This window comes from Rhizobium sp. USDA 4016, from assembly GCF_056279705.1.
The window spans coordinates 620,161-637,630 of record NZ_JBWCCY010000002.1; the positions used below are offsets into that span (position 1 = coordinate 620,161).

Consider the following 17,470-nt stretch of genomic DNA (forward strand, 5'->3'; position numbering starts at 1 on the left):
CACGACGCTCTTCGAGCAATTGCCCAAAGAGGTGCAGAAGCGCAGCCTCCTCAATCAGGAAACGAAGTTCCTCCTAAGAAGAGGCAGCGTTCGGCGACGATCGTGACCCTGCTGTTTTGTCTGTTTCTGCAGTCGTTCCAGATCGTTTTCCCGGACCTCAACGGTCAACCTCGCTTCGAACCGGCCGCCATGAGGCCGGCTCCCCGACCCGAGCGTGGCTGGCGAGCATAGATCGGATTCAGCGCCCGGTAGAGCTTATATCGCATCGGCTGGAACTATGCATGTATGCCGGCGTCAACCGCGTCAATATAGTCGAGGACCTTATCCGAATGGCCGTCTCGCACCAGCTGCATGGCAGTCTGGCCCGAAAAGCCGGCCAGAGGCTCGGAGCGGTACCAGGCATAGGCCATCAGAGCCGAGCCGAAACGCGGCTCGACCTTGTTGACGACCTCGATCATCTGGCGCAGACGCCGCTGCGTCTTGACGGAGCGGATACGGTCCTTGCGCTGGGTTGCGTCCTTGCCGAGTCCGGCCGTGCGGGCGATCTCCTCTCTGGTCGTGAGGAAAGCGTCCGCGATCTTGCGCGGTGCAAACAACCCGTATCCACATATTGGGCGAGACCCATTTTATGACCTCCGCTCCAGAGCGCCAAACGCACTGACGATATATGGCGTCAGAAACAGCGTCATTTAGTCCGAAAATGGAACCAGGGAAGACGGAAGGGAAGGGGAGCCGGTCGCAAATCGGCTCGCCGGGCGGGCCCTTGCGCCGCCCAACCGCGGCTTGCCGCAATCCCGACCCCGGTCCTTAGCAGAGCTTCAAGCTCTGCTGGCCGATGCGCTGCTGCGAGCGACCATCAAGCCGTCGGCATCGTGCAGCGCGAGATGGCGCGGCATTCAAGGCAACTCGCGAGGCCAGTGCTCCGCCGGTGACTCTTTCTTTGAGGGCCGGAACAATTGGATGCTGATGCGGTTGGGTAAGCACCAAATGAGGATGTTCGAATGAATGACCCGACGAATTTGGCACTCCTTCTCGGCTCGCTGACGTTGATATGTTGGATCGTTGCGGGCGCTGTGGCCGTCATGGGTACAGGCGATGGACTTGGCCAGCACGATAAGCAGCGAATAAGCGAGGTCGTCTCGCTGGGCCTAAATCTTGTCGGCGTCATCTCCGCGGTCGCGATGGCTGCTATCCTGCTAGCCGCATGATGATGGCCGGTTCAAAAGCCGGCCAAAGCTTTCCCTGGACTGCAGGCATTATGTTCAGCCACGGTCTTGGTGGCTTCTTTGACGGCAGCCTCGTACAAATCGCTGCCGTCGTGAACTTCATCGACGAGCATAATGTCCATCAAGGCTCATTCTTGAAGAAATCCAAAGGCGGTTCCTGCCTGAGATCGAGCGGTGCTTGCGGCCGTACGAAAACGGATGAGACCTGCGGCAACTCAGCAATGATCTTCTTCTCGATCCGAAGCACGCAAGTTTCGAGAAGCGGCGTGGTGAGCTCATCCCTGAACTCGACCGGAAAGAACGATCCTTCCGCCCCTAGTTCCGTTGACCGTTAATCTCAGCAACTGCCGACTGATGCGCCTCGTGCCTTTTAGCCGTCCCTCCCCACAAGGCCAGCAAAATGACGGCAATGATCAGGTAACAAATTTTGCTCGATAAGGTCCGCAACGCACTGTTGCCACGCGTACACTCGAACTCGCTCAATTATTCGCGCTCCCTACTGTTGGGCGTTGTTTGACGCCATATTTAATGCTTTAGAAAGGTTGCATGAACGCCCAAATATGGGAACCTAATGTGCGCGAGGCGTATGGCTTCAACGCGCCGCCCGTTGGATGATGCGGCGTTTCCTGCATCTCGCGCAGTCCCTTGATGGCGGTTGCCGTAGCGTCCCATCATGCGTCCATGCCCGAGATTCGATTTCGGCAATCGGCGTCGGCCTCACCCAGACAATGCCCTTGAGCCGATCGTTGTATTCGACGGGTGGTCTTCTCAGCGTAAAGCGATCAAAGACGAACGGAGCCTAGGACCCGTCGTTAGCTTCGTGCGTGGCGGAAAAGAGGTTCGCCTTACCATTTGGCCGCCGCGCCATATATTCTCGAATATGAATATCCTATGGAAGAGGCCAAGGCGCTTAGGGATTTGGCGGCGAATGTCGTCGATACTCGCCTTGTCGTTGATCCTGATTTCGCCGTTCGCTTCCACAGCTTCTGCGTCTGCAGCAGAGCGCGTTGCCATCGTGCTGAAGTTGAACGGTGCTGTCGGACCAGCGATGGCTGACTATGTGAAACGCGGTCTTCAACATGCCGATGAAATCAGTGCGAGCCTGGTCGTCCTGCAGATCGACACGCCGGGCGGCCTCGACACTTCGATGCGGGACATCATCCGCGCGATCATCGCCTCGCCAGTGCCTGTGGCAAGTTTTGTGGCACCGAGTGGCGCACGTGCTGCCAGTGCCGGTACTTATATTCTCTACGCCAGCCACATTGCAGCCATGGCCCCGGGCACCAATCTGGGCGCAGCGACACCGATTTCGCTTGGTGGAAGCCCTTTCGATGGCGACACGGAACCGGGCAAGGATGAACCGAAGGAGCCGGGCAGGCAGCCGCAGTCACCACGTAATGCCAGTGAAGCGAAAGCCGTCAACGATGCTGTCGCCTATATTCGCGGACTTGCCGAACTGCGCAATCGCAATGCCGACTGGGCAGAGCGCGCCGTGCGCGAAGCTGCAAGCCTTTCATCAGCCGCCGCCGCACGAGAGCATGTCATCGACTATACCGCAGCCACCATCGAGGATCTCCTGAGGCAGGCTCAAGGGCGCATGGTGCGGGTCGGCCAAAGGGATATCCCGCTCCAAACCGCCGGGCTTGCTGTTCACGTACTCGAACCGGATTGGCGAACGCGTCTGCTTTCCGTGATTACCGATCCGAACATTGCCCTTATCCTCATGGTGGTTGGCATATACGGGCTGATCTTCGAATTTCTTGCCCCGGGAACATTGATGCCCGGTACAATCGGCAGTATCTGCCTGCTGCTTGGACTCTATGCCCTGGCATTGCTGCCGGTCAGCTACGCCGGCGTTGGATTGCTCGCCCTTGGTGCCGGCTTGACAGTGGCCGAGGCGCACGCGCCCTCTTTTGGTGCCCTCGGCATCAGCGGCGGGATTGCACTGGTGCTCGGCGCGGCTCTTCTGTTCGACACGGATCTCCCCGAGCTCGAAGTCTCCTCGTCCGTACTGGCCGGCATCGCCATTGCCTGTTTCGCTTTCAGTCTCATCGTTGCCCGGCTCGCAATCGTTTCGCATCGGCGCAACGTCGGCACCGGCACCGAGCAGATGATCGGTATTTCGGGCAAAGTCGACAGTTGGAAGGGCGCCTCGGGATATGTCATCGCGCATGGCGAACGCTGGAGGGCAACCTCCAGCGAACCGCTCGTCGCCGGCGATAGCGTTAGGGTGACCGGTCGAAACGGGCTGACTTTAGACGTCGTCCGCCGGGCGCAGGAGACTTAGCGGCTTTCAGAAAGCAGGAGGAAGCGTCATGGGCATTTTTGCAGAACTCGCATTTTATCTTGTGGTCATCCTCGTTTTGCTGCTCGTGATCGCATCGGCGATCAAAATCCTGCGCGAATATGAGCGCGGCGTCGTGTTCACGCTCGGCCGCTTCACCGGCGTCAAAGGCCCCGGCTTGATCCTGTTGATCCCCTATGTCCAGCAAATGATCCGGGTGGACTTGCGCACGCGGGTGCTCGATGTGCCCGGTCAGGACGTTATCTCACATGACAATGTCTCTGTCCGCGTCAGCGCTGTCATTTATTTCAGGGTCATCGATCCGGAAAGATCGACGATCCAGGTCGAGGATTTCATGGCGGCAACGAGCCAGCTCGCTCAAACAACGCTGCGTTCGGTCCTCGGCAAGCATGATCTTGACGAGATGCTGGCCGAACGCGACAAGCTCAACAGCGACATTCAGGAAATCCTGGATGCCCAGACCGACGCATGGGGCATCAAGGTCGCCAATGTCGAGATCAAGCATGTGGACATCAATGAATCCATGGTCCGTGCGATCGCCCGGCAGGCGGAGGCCGAACGCGAACGGCGCGCCAAGGTCATCAATGCCGAAGGTGAGCAGCAGGCTGCAGCAAAGCTGCTTGAAGCCGCCGAAATCCTCGCCAGGCAGCCGGAGGCCATGCAGCTTCGCTATCTAAGTACGCTAAACGTGATCGCTGGCGAGAAGACCTCGACGATCATATTTCCTTTTCCGATGGAGCTCGGCAATCTGATGCCGTTAAAATCGGCCCAAGCTTCGCAAAGCTCAAGGGGATGATCGATGGGTTGGTCCTTCAAGATGGGTACGATCGCCGGCACGGCCGTACGGGTTCACATTACCTTTGCGCTGCTGCTCGTCTGGATTTGGATGACGCATTACCGGATCGGAGGCATGCAGGCGGCCTGGGGCGGCATCGCCTTCATCATCGCCGTCTTCGTCTGCGTCGTGCTGCACGAGTTCGGTCACATTGCCGTTGCGCGCTACTTCGGGATCAAGACGCCTGATATCACACTGCTACCGATCGGCGGCGTCGCCCGTCTTGAACGCATGCCCGAGGTGCCTCATCAGGAGCTGCTGATTGCCATCGCCGGCCCGCTCGTCAACGTCGCGATTGCGGCGCTGATCATTCTTGCCATCGGCGCGTCAGCGGGCATCGAGCAGATGGCCGATGTCGAGGATCCTGGGGGCGGTTTCCTGGCTAGGCTTGCCGGCGTCAATATCTTCCTCGTACTTTTCAACATGATCCCCGCCTTCCCGATGGATGGAGGACGGGTGCTGCGGGCTGCCCTCGCATCGCGCTTCACCTGGTCACGCGCGACGCAGATAGCCGCTACGATCGGCCAAGGCCTAGCCTTTGTTTTTGGTTTCGTCGGCCTTCTTTACAATCCACTGCTGATTTTCATCGGCATCTTCGTTTACCTCGCAGCAACGGCTGAAGCGCAGAATGCACAGATCCGCGAGCTCTCCAGCAGAGTTCTCATCAGCGACGTGATGGTCACTAAATTCGTAGAACTTGAACGCTCGGCAAGTATCGACGAGGCGATCGAGATGCTGCTTGCGACAACCCAGCGCGAATTTCCGGTAACCGATTCCGCCGGCCGCTTTGAAGGGCTGCTGACGCGCGACGACATGATACGCGCCTTGAAGGACAAAGGTCCGGACACGCCGGTTGCAAGCGCGATGCGTACCGACATTCCGAGAATCCATCATCGCAAAAGCCTCGAAGATAGCTTGCGTTTGATGCAACAGGGAAATGTGCCGGCGATCGCGGTCGTGGACGGTGCCGATCATCTCATCGGTCTTCTGACGCATGAAACGATCGGAGAAATGATGATGGTTCGTGCAGCCGTAGCCGACGGTTTCCGCTTCGGCCGCCTGCGCAGATCCAAGTCCTTGTAGGTCCCGCGCAAGAAGACGCGCAGTCCGGCCAATCCCAATGTCATGTGCCGGCTTTGATCGTGAGGCAGCCCTGACATCGCGTCGGCGAGCGCCACGTTGCCGCCGGAGCTTCTCGATGAACGGCGCGCCTCCTCGACGCGATTGGGACGGCCGGCGATGGCGAGCCGTACGCGAACAACCATGGGCGGGTCTGGGGCGGGTCTGTCGAATTCGTCTTCGGGCGTCGTTGTCCGGCATCCTTTTTCGCCGCCTCGAGAACTGCCCCGACGTGCCAGAGTGGTCATCCGCTTTATTTGTCAGAGTAATGTCCTCCGAGCCGACTGCGAGCGGGCGACGCTTCATCTGATGGTTGGGGTTGCCGGGCTCCGGCAAGCCGACGCGAGCGAAAGAGATGGAAGGGGCATTGCCGGCCGTTCGGCTGATGCCGGATGAGTGGCATCTTCGCCTTTTCGGTCAGGATCTCGAGCATCCCGAGCAATGATGAGCTAACCATCACGCGTAGATGCGAACCGCGCCATCGCTTCAATCATGATGACGGCCGACGCCGCGCCCGGATCGACGTGTCCCACTGCCCGATCACCCAGCCGGGCTGCGCGACCCTTGCCCGCGATCATGCCGCTCGTCGCCTCACAGCCGTCGCGCGCCGCTTGAACGGCCGCCACCAAGCATTGGGAAAGGGAAGCTCCCCGACGCCGGGCATCCAGCGCAGCGTTTGCCGCCGGCCCCCAGGCGTCCATCATTGTTTTCTCGCCGAGCTCTGCCTTGCCGCGCTCATGGATGCCTTGAACCATCGCCGCGACAACAGATAGGAAGTCGTCGTCGCTCAATATCTGCTTTTCCTTCGCGGCAGTTCCGGCGCGCATGAATGCCGTGGCATACAAGGGCCCCGAGGAAGCGCCGACCGCGTTCAAAAATGCCTTGGCGGCGGTGTTGAACACAGGCGTCGGCGCAGTCTGGGTGGAGTCGAGTTCGCCAACGGCCTTCGCGACTGCCTGGCAACCAGCGTCCATCGCGAGGCCATGGTCCCCATCGCCGATGACACCGTCCAACTCGCAAAGACGGTCGCGGTTCTTCGCCATCTCCTCGGCGATGCGCGCAAACAGGTGCTGCAGGTCCCTGGTTGTGATCGCCATTGGTCACCTCGTAAACATGGCGCAATCGCAGGGATGGTCGATCAAGCGCTGAAGCTCCCCATCGAGGTGCATGACGGTGATCGACGCGCCGGCCATCTCAAGCGACGTGCAGTAATTTCCGACGAGTGACGTGTGGATGACAAGTCCGGTATCATCAAGCCGGGACTTCACGCGACGCATCATGATGTAGAGTTCCATCATCGGCGTCGAACCCAAAGAGTTGACCAGGACTGCGACACGATCGCCGGGACTGGCATTCATCTCCCGAAGAATGCTGTCCATGAGTTCGTCGGTCACCTCGTCGGCCGTTTTCAGCGGCCCGCGAGCCACGCCGGGCTCTCCGTGAATTCCCATCCCGATCTCCATCTCGTCTTCGCCGATCAGGAAGTTCGGTCTGAGCGTCTGAGGCAGCGAGCACGGCGAGAGCGCGACGCCCATCGTGTAGGTCCGCGAATTGGCGTGCCGCGCGGCGCGCTCGACGTCGTCGAGGGAATACAGAAGATCGCATGCCGCACCAGCGGCCTTGAATATGAAAACGTTGCCCGCCACGCCGCGTCGCTTGTGCATTTGATCCGAAGGGGCCGAGGCAACGTCGTCCGTTGTCAGAACGGTCCGCACTTCTATGTCGTCCAGGGCAAGCATTTCGGCGGCCATATCGAAGTTCATGACGTCGCCGGCATAATTGCCATACATGAAAAGAACACCGGCACCGCCGTCGACGGCTTTGGCACACGCGATAATGGGATCGGGCGGCGGCGATGCGAATACATTGCCTACAGCAGCAGCGTCTGCGAGCCCTTTGCCGACAAAACCGAGGAATGTCGGTTCGTGCCCGGATCCGCCGCCGATGACCACCCCGACCTTGCCTTTGCGAGGCCCGTTTTTGGCAATGATCGCCCGTGGCATGTCCTCGGCCGCATAAAGATGGTCCGGATGAGCCGCCAGGACACCTTGCAGCATCTCATCGACGACGTTTGCACCGGAATTGATAAGCTTCTTGGTCTTCACGCCGATCCTCCCCTGATCGAGGCACGATGTCATAGATGCAGTTGCGACGCTGAAGGTCAATCCGCAAGTGGCAAGACCGCTGTCGCGAGCGGGGCAAGTTGAAGGATTGCGCTCGCATCTCCTGACACTTTCGTGCACGCGCCACGATCGATGGTTTGTTCGCTGCCCGTCAGGTTGACAATGTGAAGCCTTGCCGCTCTGGTGCCGTTAACGACAAATGCCAGGACCTCGGAGGGGGAGGAGGACAGGCACTCCTGCCAGGATGAACCAGCCAATGCAGACAGCGTCCGCACCGTATTGAACAGCGGGCGCCGGCCACCTTCCTCGATCGGTTCAGTCGGACCGGCGATCAAACCAAACGGACCGGTCAACGCCGATAGCGTCAGGCATTCGAGATCGGCATCCAGCACTCGGATGACGTAACCAAGGGCAAAGGCCTCCGCGAAACGTCCGTTATGCCGCGGGTCGCGGTTGGCCATGGGGATGCGTGCACCCGACGGATTATCCATCGTGCGGCTGCCATAGGGGTTCTGTCGCATCGCGATGGTCGACGGGCCGATCCGGTAGGGCTTCCGGCCGTAGATGGCACGCACGGAGCGTGTGATGAAAGGCAGGGCCTCCAATGTCTGCATGACGCTGAGATCGTCGGCCGCATGCACGATGGGGTTGGTGCAGTGGCTGATGAAGTCAAGGGGTCCGTCCGGTACCTGTTTGCGGTTGAGTTCAGTAAAATAGCTCAGCATGCCGCCGCCGATGCGAATGCCCGAAAAGGCCGAGCGGGCTCCCGCGTAGACCTCTTCAAGGGGTGGGCAGTCGGGCCATTTGCTGCCGGGCGGTGTTGATTGCCGGTCGACCGATGGCGAGATCATGATCGCATCCGGTTTGAATTCCGCCGACTGCATCTGTCGGGCAACCTCGGCCGCCTCGAATGCTGGGGATTGCTTGCAGGGAAGTGCGATCTCCAGCGTCGAGCGTCCGCGGTGAATGGCGGCGATTGCGGCGAACCGGTTGAGCGCTTCGACGCCATGTCCAGAACCGGGATCGAAATGGAAGAGGAGTTCCTGGGGAGCGATTTCCGATAGTATCGTCTTTGACGACAGCGTCGCATCAGCTTCCTCGGGCGTAATGATTAGACCGATTGCCGGCATCGTACCGGTCCGCGCTCCGAGGTTGAGTTTTATAGTTTTGCCGAAGGCCGCAGCCGAGGTGCGTTGGCCGCGGCGGCCATCCCTGATGATGAGCGATGCTTTCTGCCGGACGGGCTGATTATTTGGAATTGCATAAGGCCACGGAAGGGCGAGTGGTCTGACGTAAGTCTTGAATGAGGCATCCGACCAGTTTCTCTGGTCTTCCATTTCAAAGCTGTCGCCCTCCATCCTGCATTCGGCCTTGACGGCAGGCATGACGTCATGGCTGATGGCGCGCATCTCCTTGAACGGTTGCCACGGTTCGATCAAATCAGGAAACCTTGTCGCGACGATCCTGCCGTCGACGTGCTCGACGGCAGCCCGCGTTCCGGCTATTCCAACGATCGGATGCAGGATACAGAAGCCGCAGCGGTTGGTCTCGAAGCCTGTTTCCGAGACAGCTTCGGCCTCGAAGTCGAGCCGGTCGGTGCTTCCAACGATGCGAACGTCGATGACGAGCGTCGTGTTCTGCGGTCCGTCGCACCGAGCCCGGTAGCCGACCTCGAAACGATCGTCCTTCTGGCTGATCTTGAGGTCGGAGATCTCCGGGCTCAAGGTGCCCCAGTCCCGGTCGCGCACAAGGTAGGAGATTGCTCTCAGCACCTCGCTTCCGTCATAGGTAATGGTGCGGAGGCTGCCATTGGCAAGATCGGCCTCCAGTTTTCCGGCACGCAGTCGGACCGGCTTCGGTTCGACGAGGCGGGTGCCGTAGAGCAGAAATGGATCGACCGTCATTGCAGCATCGCTCCGACATCGATCGTCTGACCCTTCGCCGCGCTTTCATAGGCTGCCTCCACGAGTGCGAATGTCCTCAGATTGTCGGCGCCGGAGGTCGAGTGTTCCATGCCGCGCTTCAACTGGTCGACCCAGTGCTGCTGGATCGCGTACACGCTCTCCTGAATGTTATGCCAGGGCCGTGACGCCCATGGCAGCAGCTTCGGAGACACGTTCGTGGTGGTGGTGCCCTGCGCGTTGGTCACTTTGAGGCCGTAACCTTGGGTGAGCCGGATCGTGCCCTCGGATCCATCAAGCTCGACCAACGTCTCGGGGAACGGTTCGGTCGAAAGTTTCGTGGCATAGCTGACGTCGACGACCGATGTGGCGCCGTTTTTGTGGTCAAGCAGGATAGTCGCGACGTCCTCGCCCTTGATCTTGGGGTTGATCCGCTTCGTGCGGGCCGTGACTGCCGAGACGTCGCCGAGGATGTAGCGCGCAATGTCGAGTGCATGGATGCCGAGGTCCTCGATGATGAACCGCTCACCTCCTACCAGATACGGCTGTCCCGAGAAGACGTCATAGCCGGAACGGAAGGAGAAACGTCCCCAGAAGGGTGTGCCGATTGCGCCCGCCTCCAGCGCCTTTCGAACCGCCTGGATCGGCGTCTGCCAGCGGAAATTCTCGTGCACCATCAGCGCCACGCCGGCATTGCGGCACGTCTCGACCATGATCTTTGCATCCGACAGCGTCTTGGCAAACGGCTTCTGGCAGATGGCCGGCACCTTGTGCCGGGCCGCCATTTCCACCAGGGCGCGGTGGCTCTCTACCGTCGTGGCAATATCGACGAAATCGAAACCGCCGTCTGCAAACAGTGCTTCGGCATCGCTATAGCGACGATCGATGCCGAACTGATCTCCGACGACCCTCAACCTTGCCGGATCGCGGTCACAGATCGCGACGATCCTGGCGCCTTCGACATCGTTCCATGCGTGCATCTGGTTGATCGCGAAAAAGCCGCAGCCGATCAATGCACCTTTCAATTCGGTCATTTCAACCCGCCTTTGCCATCTGCATGAGAGTAACGCGTTGCTGCAGTCGACGCTGGGCCTGATCGACAACCACGGCAATGATAATCACCAGTCCCTTGATGACCATCTGCCAGAAGGACGAGACGCCCATCATCACCAGCCCGTCCGACAGGATGCCTATGACGAAGGCGCCAATAATCGTTCCGCCGATCGTCCCGCGGCCGCCCGACATCGATGTTCCGCCAAGAACCGCCGCAGCGATCGCGTTGAGTTCGAAGCTCTCACCCGTCGCCGGGTGCGAGGCCATAAGTTCCGATGAGATGATGACGCCGACGATGGCCGCGCAAAGGCCGGAGAACATATAAACGAAGATCTTCACGAGATCGACGCGGATCCCCGACATGCGCGCTGCGCGCTCGTTGCCACCGACGGCGAAGATATGACGGCCGATCGGCGTCGAGCGCGCGACATAAGCTGCAAGCAAGGCGAGCGCGATGAGGATCCAGATCGATACCGGCAAGCCGAGCACCCGACCTGCGCCAAAGAAGTCGAAGCCGGTCGTGGCATATTCAGGCCGGCCGACAAGGTTCGGAAAGGTCTGGCCGTCTGAGGAAAGCAGCGCGAGACCGCGGGCGATATACAGGGTGCCGAGCGTCGCAATGAACGGGGCAACGTTGAGCTTCGTAATGAGCAGCCCGTTGATCAGCCCGATAATCAGGCCAATCGAGAGCGTGATCAAAACGATCTCGAACAGGTTGAAATAGATGGTGTAGCCGATTGGCAGCTCGATGCCGTAAAGGATCAAACCGCCGGCGACCATGCCGCAAAGCCCGACGATCGATCCGACCGACAGGTCGATGCCGCCGGTGATGATGACGAACGTCATGCCCATCGCCAGAAAGGCATTGAGCGCGACGTGTTTTGACATCAGGATCATGTTCGCAGTCGAGGTGAAGTTCGGTGCGAAGATCGCGAAGAAGACGATGACGGCGAAGAGCGCGATGAAGGTTCTGAGCTTCATCAGCGTCAGGAGGAAAGAGCCGTTCGCGCTCGCCGGCGATGAGGTGGATGAAGTAGCGGCCGTCATGACGCGTGTTTCCCTTGATGTCCATGTCCCTTGGCTGAAGCCTGGACGATGGCTTCTTCCTTTGCCTCGCTGCGATCGAAAACGGCCACCAGTTGGCCGTTGCTCAAGACCGCGATGCGATCGGAAAGCGCCATGACCTCTTCGAGGTCAGAAGTCGAAAACAGAATGGCGAGCCCGTTTGCCGCCAGCCGGCGCATGGTGCGGAAGACATCGGCCTTGGCGCCTACATCGATGCCGCGGCTTGGCTCGTCCATCAAAAGCACTTTTGGGTTTGTCATCAGCGCCTTGCCGATGACCACCTTCTGCTGGTTGCCGCCCGACATCGAGGTCACTTCGAAATCCGGGTTGGGCGCCTTGATCGAGAGGTCCCGGATCGCATCGCGAATGGCGTTCTTCTCGGCGCCGCTGTCGATATGGAAGAGGCGGGTAAAGCGACCAAGGCTTGCCAAGGTCAGGTTGGAGGCGATGGAGAGCACCTGGACCAGTCCCTCCCGCTGCCGGTCTTCCGGAATGAGCGCAAGCCCGCGGCGGATACGCCTGGTGGTATCGCGGGCGCGTACTTCCTTGCCTTCGATGAAGATCTTGCCCGTCGAGTGCAGGTGACGTCCGATCACGCATTCGAAGAATTCGCTGCGCCCGGCGCCCATGAGACCATAGATGCCGAGAATTTCGCCCGCTTTGACGGAAAGCGAGACATTGTCGACCGCAAGCCCGCCCGTCGGTCGCGGCAGGCTGATGTTTTCGGCACGGAAGACCTCGTCTCCGACGGCGTGATCTGCCGACTTTGCGAAATCCTTAGCATCAGAGCCGATCATGGAGCGCACGATCCAGCGTGTATCGATATCGCGAACCATCGCCTGGCCGGTAATCTGGCCGTCGCGCAGCACAGTGATGTAATCGCCGATGCGCATCAGCTCTTCAAGCCGGTGTGAAATGTAGACGATCGCCACCCCCTGAGCCTTCAACTCCGCAATCACCTTAAAGAGGACTTCGACTTCGGCGGCCGAGAGGGCAGAGGTTGGTTCGTCCATGATCAGGATGCGCGCATTCAGCGACATCGCCTTGGCGATTTCGACGAGCTGCTGCTGGCCAATCGGCAGATCCTCGACCATCGCTTCGGCCTCGATTCCGGCATCCAGACGCTTCAGAAATTCATTGGCTTTCGCGGCCTGTGCCTTGTGGTCGATGCCGAACAGGCCGCGTGTGATCTCGCGAGTGGCGAAGATGTTCTCCGCGACCGACATGTTGGCGAAGAGATTGAGCTCTTGAAAGATCATGCCGATTCCGTAGGCTTGCGCATCGGCCGGGCTGGCGAACGAGACCGGCTCACCATCCAGGATGATGCGGCCGAGTGTCGGGCGCTCGACCCCGGCGATAATCTTCATGAGCGTCGATTTGCCCGCGCCGTTTTCGCCGACCAGGACGTTAACGGCACCTCGGTGCAGCTCGAGATTGGCGCGCTTGACCGCGACGATGCCGGAATAGACCTTCGACACGTCGTCGAGGCGCAGGATAATGTCGTCCTTCGGTGTGGCGATCGCCGTCATGATGCCACCGTCAGTTGGCAAGGCGTAACAAGTGGAAGCTGTCCGCTGTTTGGCACAGGGAAGGCCCCGATGACGGTCACTGTTTTGCCGGCTAGGCCGTCGCGGAAGATAGCGGACAGGAAGGCGGTATTGGCCTTCTCGTTGAACGCCTTGCCAAACTGCGCCCACTCGATCTGGTTCTTGAATTCGTTGAAATTGACGAAGTCGAGCGTGTCGCGCAACGCCGTGCCGCGCAGAGCCGGCCCGATCTGGACCTTTGCATCGGCTTTTCCGTCGCCATCGGCGTCGACATCGAGCGTTGCTGCACGCGATGCCGTGTCGGCGGCAATGACCTTGCCGGTGAATTTCACCGCATAGGTCCACGGCGAGCTGCTCTGCTTGCGCGGGTTGCCATATCTCTCTCCCGCCTGGTCTGGGCTGGAGGTGGCCAGCTGCAAGACTTCTTTCAGTTCGCCTGCGCGCTTCTCGAAATAGGGTACGACCTGGGGCTGCCAGATTGCCTCGACCTTTGCATTCGGGTCGAAGGCGGTCTTGGCCGCTGCCGCCGCCTTTTCCTCTGCGGTCGGTGTCTTGATGATCTTGCAACCGGGCAAGGCCGCCGCCACGACAGCAGCGAGCAGAGCGCCCTTCATTCTCAACATGCAATGAACCTCGACGTCATACAATATGCACTGCAGAGGGCGCAGTGCTGCGCCCTCTGCAAGACACGGCTGCGGTTAGTTCGTGAGCGCGAAGGTCTCGAGCTTGTCAGCATTGTCGGCGTTAACGAGAACGCAGTCCATGAGCTGCTTTTCTTCTTTGGGTGTCGTCTTGTTCTTGATGTAGGCGTCTGCCTGTTCGACGGCCAATTGCGCCTGGGCATAGGCCGGCTGCAGGACGGTCGCCTTGATGCCGCCGGATTTGATGGAGTCGCGGACATCGTTGGAACCGTCAAAGCCGACGACGATCACGTCCTTGCGACCGGCAGCCTGGAGGGCTGCGATCGCGCCCATGGCCATCGTGTCGTTGCCCGAAATCACGCCCTTGATGTCGGGATTGGCCTGGAGGATTGTCTCCATCTTCGAATAGGCTTCCGTCTGGCTCCAGTTCGCCGACTGCTTGGCGACCAGTTTCAGGTCCGGATAGTCGTCGATAACGTCATGGTATCCCTGGGAGCGGATGCCGGCATTGGTGTCGGACTCCTTGCCCACTAGCTCGACATAATTGCCCTTTTCACCCATCAACTTGACGAACTCCTGCGCGCCAAGCTGGGCACCCTGGTAGTTGTTGGAAACGATCTGGGCAACGGCGACCCCCGTCGCATTGATTTCGCGGTCGATCAGGAAAGAGGGGATGCCCGCATCCTTGGCCTTCTTGACGGCCGCGACAGAGGCGTCTGCGCCGGCATTATCGAGGATGATGGCCTTGGCGCCCCTTCCGATTGCGGTGTCGATCATTTCGGACTGCTTGTTGGCGTCATCGTCATGCGTCATGACGAGGGCTTCGTAGCCAAGTTCCTTCGCCTTGGCCTCGGCACCGACGGCTTCGGCCTTGAAGAAGGGATTGTCATGGGCCGGCGTGATGATGGCGATAAGGTCGGCCGAATATGCCGGAATGGCCGTTGCGAGCGCCATTGCGCCGGCGAAGGCCGCAATTGTCAATTTACGTGTTAGTCTCATTTTCTCCTCCCGGGTGTGAATGTAAATAGCGCCCCGTCTCCCTTGGGGCGGTTGAAGGGAGGCGTTGCCTCCCCAGGCCAGTTCAGGTGATACGCCGGATGCTTTCGGCGATCTCCTGTGGTTCGAATACCTTCTTCCAATCTTCGCGCATCAGCGCAGGGATGCCGAACTCGATCGCCTTGTTGCAGGCATCCGAAAAGACGCCGTCAACTTCCTTGAAGATGACCGCGCCGAGCACGTTCATATGGCCGAGCAGGAAGTCGCGGGCCGCTTCCTCAGGCACGCCGCGCGCGACGCATTCGTCCATGGCCTGTCGCATGACGACGAGGAGCGATGCGCAGACGGTTTCGGACAAGCCAGGTTCGAGCATTGCAAGTTGGTCGACCGTAACCCGGTGCGAGCGCATGACGGGCGCCCAGATGACCTTGGCGATCTCCTCGCCGAGCGCGTATGCGCTTTCTGGTCCTTGCATCAGCGCCGAAACAATGTGTTGCTTGGCGAACAACCCCCCGAAATGGTCCTTCTTCGCCTGCATCTCCGTCTCGTCATTGAAGATTGGCGGATGGCAGGGATGGGTGACAAAATAGGTGAGATCGTCGCGCTTTGGCAGATGACCGGCAAAGGGAGCCGCAGCGTCCAGGGCCACGACCATGGTGGCGGGCTTGAGCTTGTCGACGATGCCTGCCGCGAGTTTTCCGATCGCCGTGTCCGGCACGGCAAGGATGACCACTTCCGCGCCATCAAGGGCGGCATCGACCGGCATGCATTCGAGGTTGAGGTCATTCTTCAGTCGGACTTTACCGGCGTCGCTAACCTCGACATGGCGCACGTCGAAACGCGAACCCTTGAGGTTCTTGGCAAGCCGATATCCCATTTTTCCGCCTGCGCCGAATAGGGCAATTCTAGTCATATTTCCCTCACCTTTTCTCAGTCCGATAGGATCATATACTGGTATAATGAGTCAATCACCATATCACCAGTAAAACATCACGATGCATGGTTTTCTTCGTCGAGCCGATCAATCGCCCGCACATTTTCAGCCGAAGGGCCAGAAGGATCGAATTCCGACGTTTTATCGGTCTCCCCGAAATGCTCGCGCTGGCACTCTTTCAACATCATCGGCGAGACTTCGCCCGTCCACGCGCCGGAGACCTCCCAGTGCATGTTCTAGGCGCCGACTTTGCAAATAGCGATGAAGGAAGGGATGACGAACCGCTGGATGCGAATGTCACGTTCACGGTCGGCATCGGCGAGGCGGTGCACGAAGGCGAGCGCTTCGTCGACGGTTTTGTGGTGCCGACCCAGAAGCTCATCTCAGTCTTTCCTTCCATCGCGGATCTGCGCGAAATAGCCGTCGGATCCAACCTGGCCACCCTTAAGAGCGATCTGCAGGCCATTCGTCGGCTCATAGCTGCCATGCGCGAGGCAAAGCGGAGAACCCGGTGTGTGGGGAAGCGGAAGTAGCGTCGTCAGAGCGTCGATCTTCAACTGCCTGAGTGCATGACTGGAGGTATCGCCACCGGCAATGACCGCACGCGAAAGCCCTTCGCTCTCGATCAAACGGCGCAAGACCGAGCCGAGCACGCTTCCGAGCTTGTGACGAGCGCCCGGGACCATGTCGATGTGGACGCCAACGTCCGCCGATGGGCCAAGGGCGGTATAGAAAATGACGCTCTTTCCCTCCTTCAGCTTTCGGGTGCCGGCCTGTACCGCCTCATCCGCCGAGCGTTCGCTATCCTCCGACACCAGTGCAAGAGGGTCGAGTGCAATGCTTTCAAAGCCGTCATGGACCGCATTTCGGATTTGACGCTCGGTCGTCGGAGATACGCTGCCGGAGACGACGGCGAGGCGGTCAACCGGGCCGACATCGGCAAACTCGATGCTGCTTTCGCCGATAATGCCGTTTCGCCGCCAGGCACTGAGAAGCGCGTATTCGACCCCCGACGAGCCGGCAACGAAACTCGAGGATTTGCTGGTAAGACGGAGTAGCTGTTTACCTGCAGCCACCTGCGTCGCCTCGGATTCGACATCGATGAGCACAATCCCGTCTGAAATCGACGCGAGTTCGTCGATACGCGCGTCGGCGTTTGCGGATGTGAGCGCAACAAGGTCGGCGACTGCAACGGGAACCCGGGTCTGCTTTGCCAGGTGGACGGCAAGGTCGGCCTCATCCATCGGAGTTACCGGATGGCAGCGCATCACCGGGTGCCGGTCGATGCGATAGATACGGCCCTGGTAGGCGGCAAAGAGGTTGCCGAAGGCGGTATAACGCTTCAATTGCGGCGCACCAACGATGACAGGCACAATGGACTGAGCGAACGTCGTCCGGCCGATTTCGATCGCCTTGCCGATGCTGCCGATCTCAGCACTGGAATCGAAGGTCGAGCAGACCTTGTAATGGCATATCTCGGCGCCCAGCGACTTCAGCCATTCGAAAGCGGGCGTCAGGTGCTGTTGCATCCATGCGGGTGTCTCGCTGCGGCTTGTTCCCGCAATACCGATCGCCTGGCAACCCTTGAAGCGGGCGAGAATTTCGGGCGTAGGGATGTCGAGAAAGAGCGCAGTCGCAATGCCGTTCGACGCCAAGGCCTCCATGACATCGGTGGAGCCGGTAAAGTCATCGCCGTAGTAGCTGACGAGGAGCTTGTCCATCGCG

The 17,470-nt window shown here is 59.7% G+C and carries 17 protein-coding genes and 3 pseudogenes; 5 read left to right on the top strand and 15 right to left on the bottom strand.

The window, feature by feature from the left end; translation table 11 throughout:
- Window positions 1-168 precede the first annotated feature (168 nt).
- Window positions 169-266, bottom strand: a pseudogene (locus ACZ9DP_RS03900) (RES family NAD+ phosphorylase); the annotation flags it as partial.
- A gap of 9 nt (window positions 267-275) precedes the next feature.
- Window positions 276-625, bottom strand: a pseudogene (locus ACZ9DP_RS03905) (antitoxin Xre/MbcA/ParS toxin-binding domain-containing protein).
- 376 nt (window positions 626-1,001) lie between these two features.
- On the opposite strand from ACZ9DP_RS03905, the gene ACZ9DP_RS03910 reads away from it, so the two are divergent.
- Window positions 1,002-1,208, top strand: coding sequence for a hypothetical protein (locus tag ACZ9DP_RS03910; RefSeq protein ID WP_372430890.1), 207 nt, complete (start codon window positions 1,002-1,004; stop codon window positions 1,206-1,208).
- A gap of 11 nt (window positions 1,209-1,219) precedes the next feature.
- Here ACZ9DP_RS03910 and ACZ9DP_RS03915 read toward each other — a convergent pair whose 3' ends face one another.
- Both ACZ9DP_RS03915 and ACZ9DP_RS03920 read right to left on the bottom strand, forming a co-directional pair.
- Window positions 1,220-1,348, bottom strand: coding sequence for a hypothetical protein (locus ACZ9DP_RS03915; protein WP_476200355.1), 129 nt, complete (start codon window positions 1,346-1,348; stop codon window positions 1,220-1,222).
- A 470-nt stretch (window positions 1,349-1,818) separates the two neighbouring features.
- Entirely contained in the window at window positions 1,819-1,947 is a 129-nt protein-coding gene (locus ACZ9DP_RS03920) for a hypothetical protein (RefSeq protein ID WP_476200356.1), read from the bottom strand.
- 207 nt (window positions 1,948-2,154) lie between these two features.
- Here ACZ9DP_RS03920 and ACZ9DP_RS03925 point away from each other — a divergent pair, with 207 nt between their 5' ends.
- The 4 genes from ACZ9DP_RS03925 to ACZ9DP_RS03940 all read left to right on the top strand — a co-directional run bounded on the left by ACZ9DP_RS03925 (window position 2,155) and on the right by ACZ9DP_RS03940 (window position 5,930).
- Window positions 2,155-3,513 (top strand): NfeD family protein, encoded by a 1,359-nt coding sequence (locus ACZ9DP_RS03925; RefSeq protein WP_476200358.1) that lies wholly within the window; start codon window positions 2,155-2,157, stop codon window positions 3,511-3,513.
- 28 nt (window positions 3,514-3,541) lie between these two features.
- On the top strand, window positions 3,542-4,327 hold the full coding sequence (locus tag ACZ9DP_RS03930; protein ID WP_194730581.1) for a slipin family protein: 786 nt from the start codon (window positions 3,542-3,544) through the stop codon (window positions 4,325-4,327).
- Window positions 4,328-4,330: 3 nt separating this feature from the next.
- Entirely contained in the window at window positions 4,331-5,449 is a 1,119-nt protein-coding gene (locus tag ACZ9DP_RS03935; protein WP_074072631.1) for a site-2 protease family protein, read from the top strand.
- Window positions 5,450-5,804: 355 nt separating this feature from the next.
- Window positions 5,805-5,930 (top strand): ATP-binding protein, encoded by a 126-nt coding sequence (locus ACZ9DP_RS03940; protein ID WP_372416907.1) that lies wholly within the window; start codon window positions 5,805-5,807, stop codon window positions 5,928-5,930.
- A 4-nt stretch (window positions 5,931-5,934) separates the two neighbouring features.
- On the opposite strand, the gene dhaL is transcribed toward ACZ9DP_RS03940, so the two are convergent.
- The 11 genes and pseudogenes from dhaL to ACZ9DP_RS03995 form a co-directional block, all read right to left on the bottom strand.
- Complete coding sequence (dhaL, locus tag ACZ9DP_RS03945) at window positions 5,935-6,582, bottom strand: dihydroxyacetone kinase subunit DhaL (protein ID WP_476200359.1); 648 nt, start codon at window positions 6,580-6,582, stop codon at window positions 5,935-5,937.
- Window positions 6,583-6,585: 3 nt separating this feature from the next.
- Window positions 6,586-7,590 (bottom strand): dihydroxyacetone kinase subunit DhaK, encoded by a 1,005-nt coding sequence (locus tag ACZ9DP_RS03950; RefSeq protein ID WP_476200360.1) that lies wholly within the window; start codon window positions 7,588-7,590, stop codon window positions 6,586-6,588.
- A 56-nt stretch (window positions 7,591-7,646) separates the two neighbouring features.
- Window positions 7,647-9,512, bottom strand: coding sequence for a D-apionate lactonase (apnL, locus tag ACZ9DP_RS03955; RefSeq protein ID WP_476200361.1), 1,866 nt, complete (start codon window positions 9,510-9,512; stop codon window positions 7,647-7,649).
- The gene (locus ACZ9DP_RS03960) at window positions 9,509-10,543 is read right to left on the bottom strand and encodes a Gfo/Idh/MocA family protein (protein WP_476200363.1); all 1,035 of its coding nucleotides are present in this window, start codon (window positions 10,541-10,543) and stop codon (window positions 9,509-9,511) included. Before ACZ9DP_RS03960 ends, apnL begins: the two co-directional genes overlap by 4 nt.
- A gap of 1 nt (window position 10,544) precedes the next feature.
- Complete coding sequence (locus tag ACZ9DP_RS03965) at window positions 10,545-11,609, bottom strand: ABC transporter permease (protein WP_074072626.1); 1,065 nt, start codon at window positions 11,607-11,609, stop codon at window positions 10,545-10,547.
- Window positions 11,606-13,156: a sugar ABC transporter ATP-binding protein gene (locus tag ACZ9DP_RS03970; protein ID WP_283072950.1), complete on the bottom strand. Its 1,551-nt coding sequence runs from the start codon at window positions 13,154-13,156 to the stop codon at window positions 11,606-11,608. Before ACZ9DP_RS03970 ends, ACZ9DP_RS03965 begins: the two co-directional genes overlap by 4 nt.
- Window positions 13,153-13,797, bottom strand: coding sequence for a DUF2291 family protein (locus ACZ9DP_RS03975; RefSeq protein WP_476200364.1), 645 nt, complete (start codon window positions 13,795-13,797; stop codon window positions 13,153-13,155). The genes ACZ9DP_RS03970 and ACZ9DP_RS03975 overlap by 4 nt, the downstream gene beginning before the upstream one ends.
- Window positions 13,798-13,872: 75 nt before the next feature.
- A complete protein-coding gene (locus ACZ9DP_RS03980) occupies window positions 13,873-14,814 on the bottom strand; it encodes a D-ribose ABC transporter substrate-binding protein (protein WP_074072624.1) in 942 nt (313 codons plus the stop codon).
- Window positions 14,815-14,896: 82 nt separating this feature from the next.
- Window positions 14,897-15,724: a phosphogluconate dehydrogenase C-terminal domain-containing protein gene (locus ACZ9DP_RS03985; protein WP_476200366.1), complete on the bottom strand. Its 828-nt coding sequence runs from the start codon at window positions 15,722-15,724 to the stop codon at window positions 14,897-14,899.
- A gap of 158 nt (window positions 15,725-15,882) precedes the next feature.
- Window positions 15,883-16,119 (bottom strand): annotated as a pseudogene (locus tag ACZ9DP_RS03990) (triose-phosphate isomerase); the annotation flags it as partial.
- 9 nt (window positions 16,120-16,128) lie between these two features.
- A complete protein-coding gene (locus ACZ9DP_RS03995; RefSeq protein ID WP_476200368.1) occupies window positions 16,129-17,466 on the bottom strand; it encodes a four-carbon acid sugar kinase family protein in 1,338 nt (445 codons plus the stop codon).
- Window positions 17,467-17,470 lie beyond the last annotated feature (4 nt).

What these genes read in the sequence shown, in the direction of transcription:
- ACZ9DP_RS03910 (WP_372430890.1), top strand. Translation starts at nt 1,002, where the DNA reads ATGAATGACCCGACGAATTTGGCACTCCTTCTCGGCTCGCTGACGTTG.
- ACZ9DP_RS03915 (WP_476200355.1), bottom strand. Translation starts at nt 1,348, where the DNA reads ATGGACATTATGCTCGTCGATGAAGTTCACGACGGCAGCGATTTGTAC.
- ACZ9DP_RS03925 (WP_476200358.1), top strand. Translation starts at nt 2,155, where the DNA reads ATGTCGTCGATACTCGCCTTGTCGTTGATCCTGATTTCGCCGTTCGCT.
- ACZ9DP_RS03930 (WP_194730581.1), top strand. Translation starts at nt 3,542, where the DNA reads ATGGGCATTTTTGCAGAACTCGCATTTTATCTTGTGGTCATCCTCGTT.
- ACZ9DP_RS03935 (WP_074072631.1), top strand. Translation starts at nt 4,331, where the DNA reads ATGGGTTGGTCCTTCAAGATGGGTACGATCGCCGGCACGGCCGTACGG.
- dhaL (WP_476200359.1), bottom strand. Translation starts at nt 6,582, where the DNA reads ATGGCGATCACAACCAGGGACCTGCAGCACCTGTTTGCGCGCATCGCC.
- apnL (WP_476200361.1), bottom strand. Translation starts at nt 9,512, where the DNA reads ATGACGGTCGATCCATTTCTGCTCTACGGCACCCGCCTCGTCGAACCG.
- ACZ9DP_RS03960 (WP_476200363.1), bottom strand. Translation starts at nt 10,543, where the DNA reads ATGACCGAATTGAAAGGTGCATTGATCGGCTGCGGCTTTTTCGCGATC.
- ACZ9DP_RS03965 (WP_074072626.1), bottom strand. Translation starts at nt 11,609, where the DNA reads ATGACGGCCGCTACTTCATCCACCTCATCGCCGGCGAGCGCGAACGGC.
- ACZ9DP_RS03970 (WP_283072950.1), bottom strand. Translation starts at nt 13,156, where the DNA reads ATGACGGCGATCGCCACACCGAAGGACGACATTATCCTGCGCCTCGAC.
- ACZ9DP_RS03975 (WP_476200364.1), bottom strand. Translation starts at nt 13,797, where the DNA reads ATGTTGAGAATGAAGGGCGCTCTGCTCGCTGCTGTCGTGGCGGCGGCC.
- ACZ9DP_RS03980 (WP_074072624.1), bottom strand. Translation starts at nt 14,814, where the DNA reads ATGAGACTAACACGTAAATTGACAATTGCGGCCTTCGCCGGCGCAATG.
- ACZ9DP_RS03985 (WP_476200366.1), bottom strand. Translation starts at nt 15,724, where the DNA reads ATGACTAGAATTGCCCTATTCGGCGCAGGCGGAAAAATGGGATATCGG.
- ACZ9DP_RS03995 (WP_476200368.1), bottom strand. Translation starts at nt 17,466, where the DNA reads ATGGACAAGCTCCTCGTCAGCTACTACGGCGATGACTTTACCGGCTCC.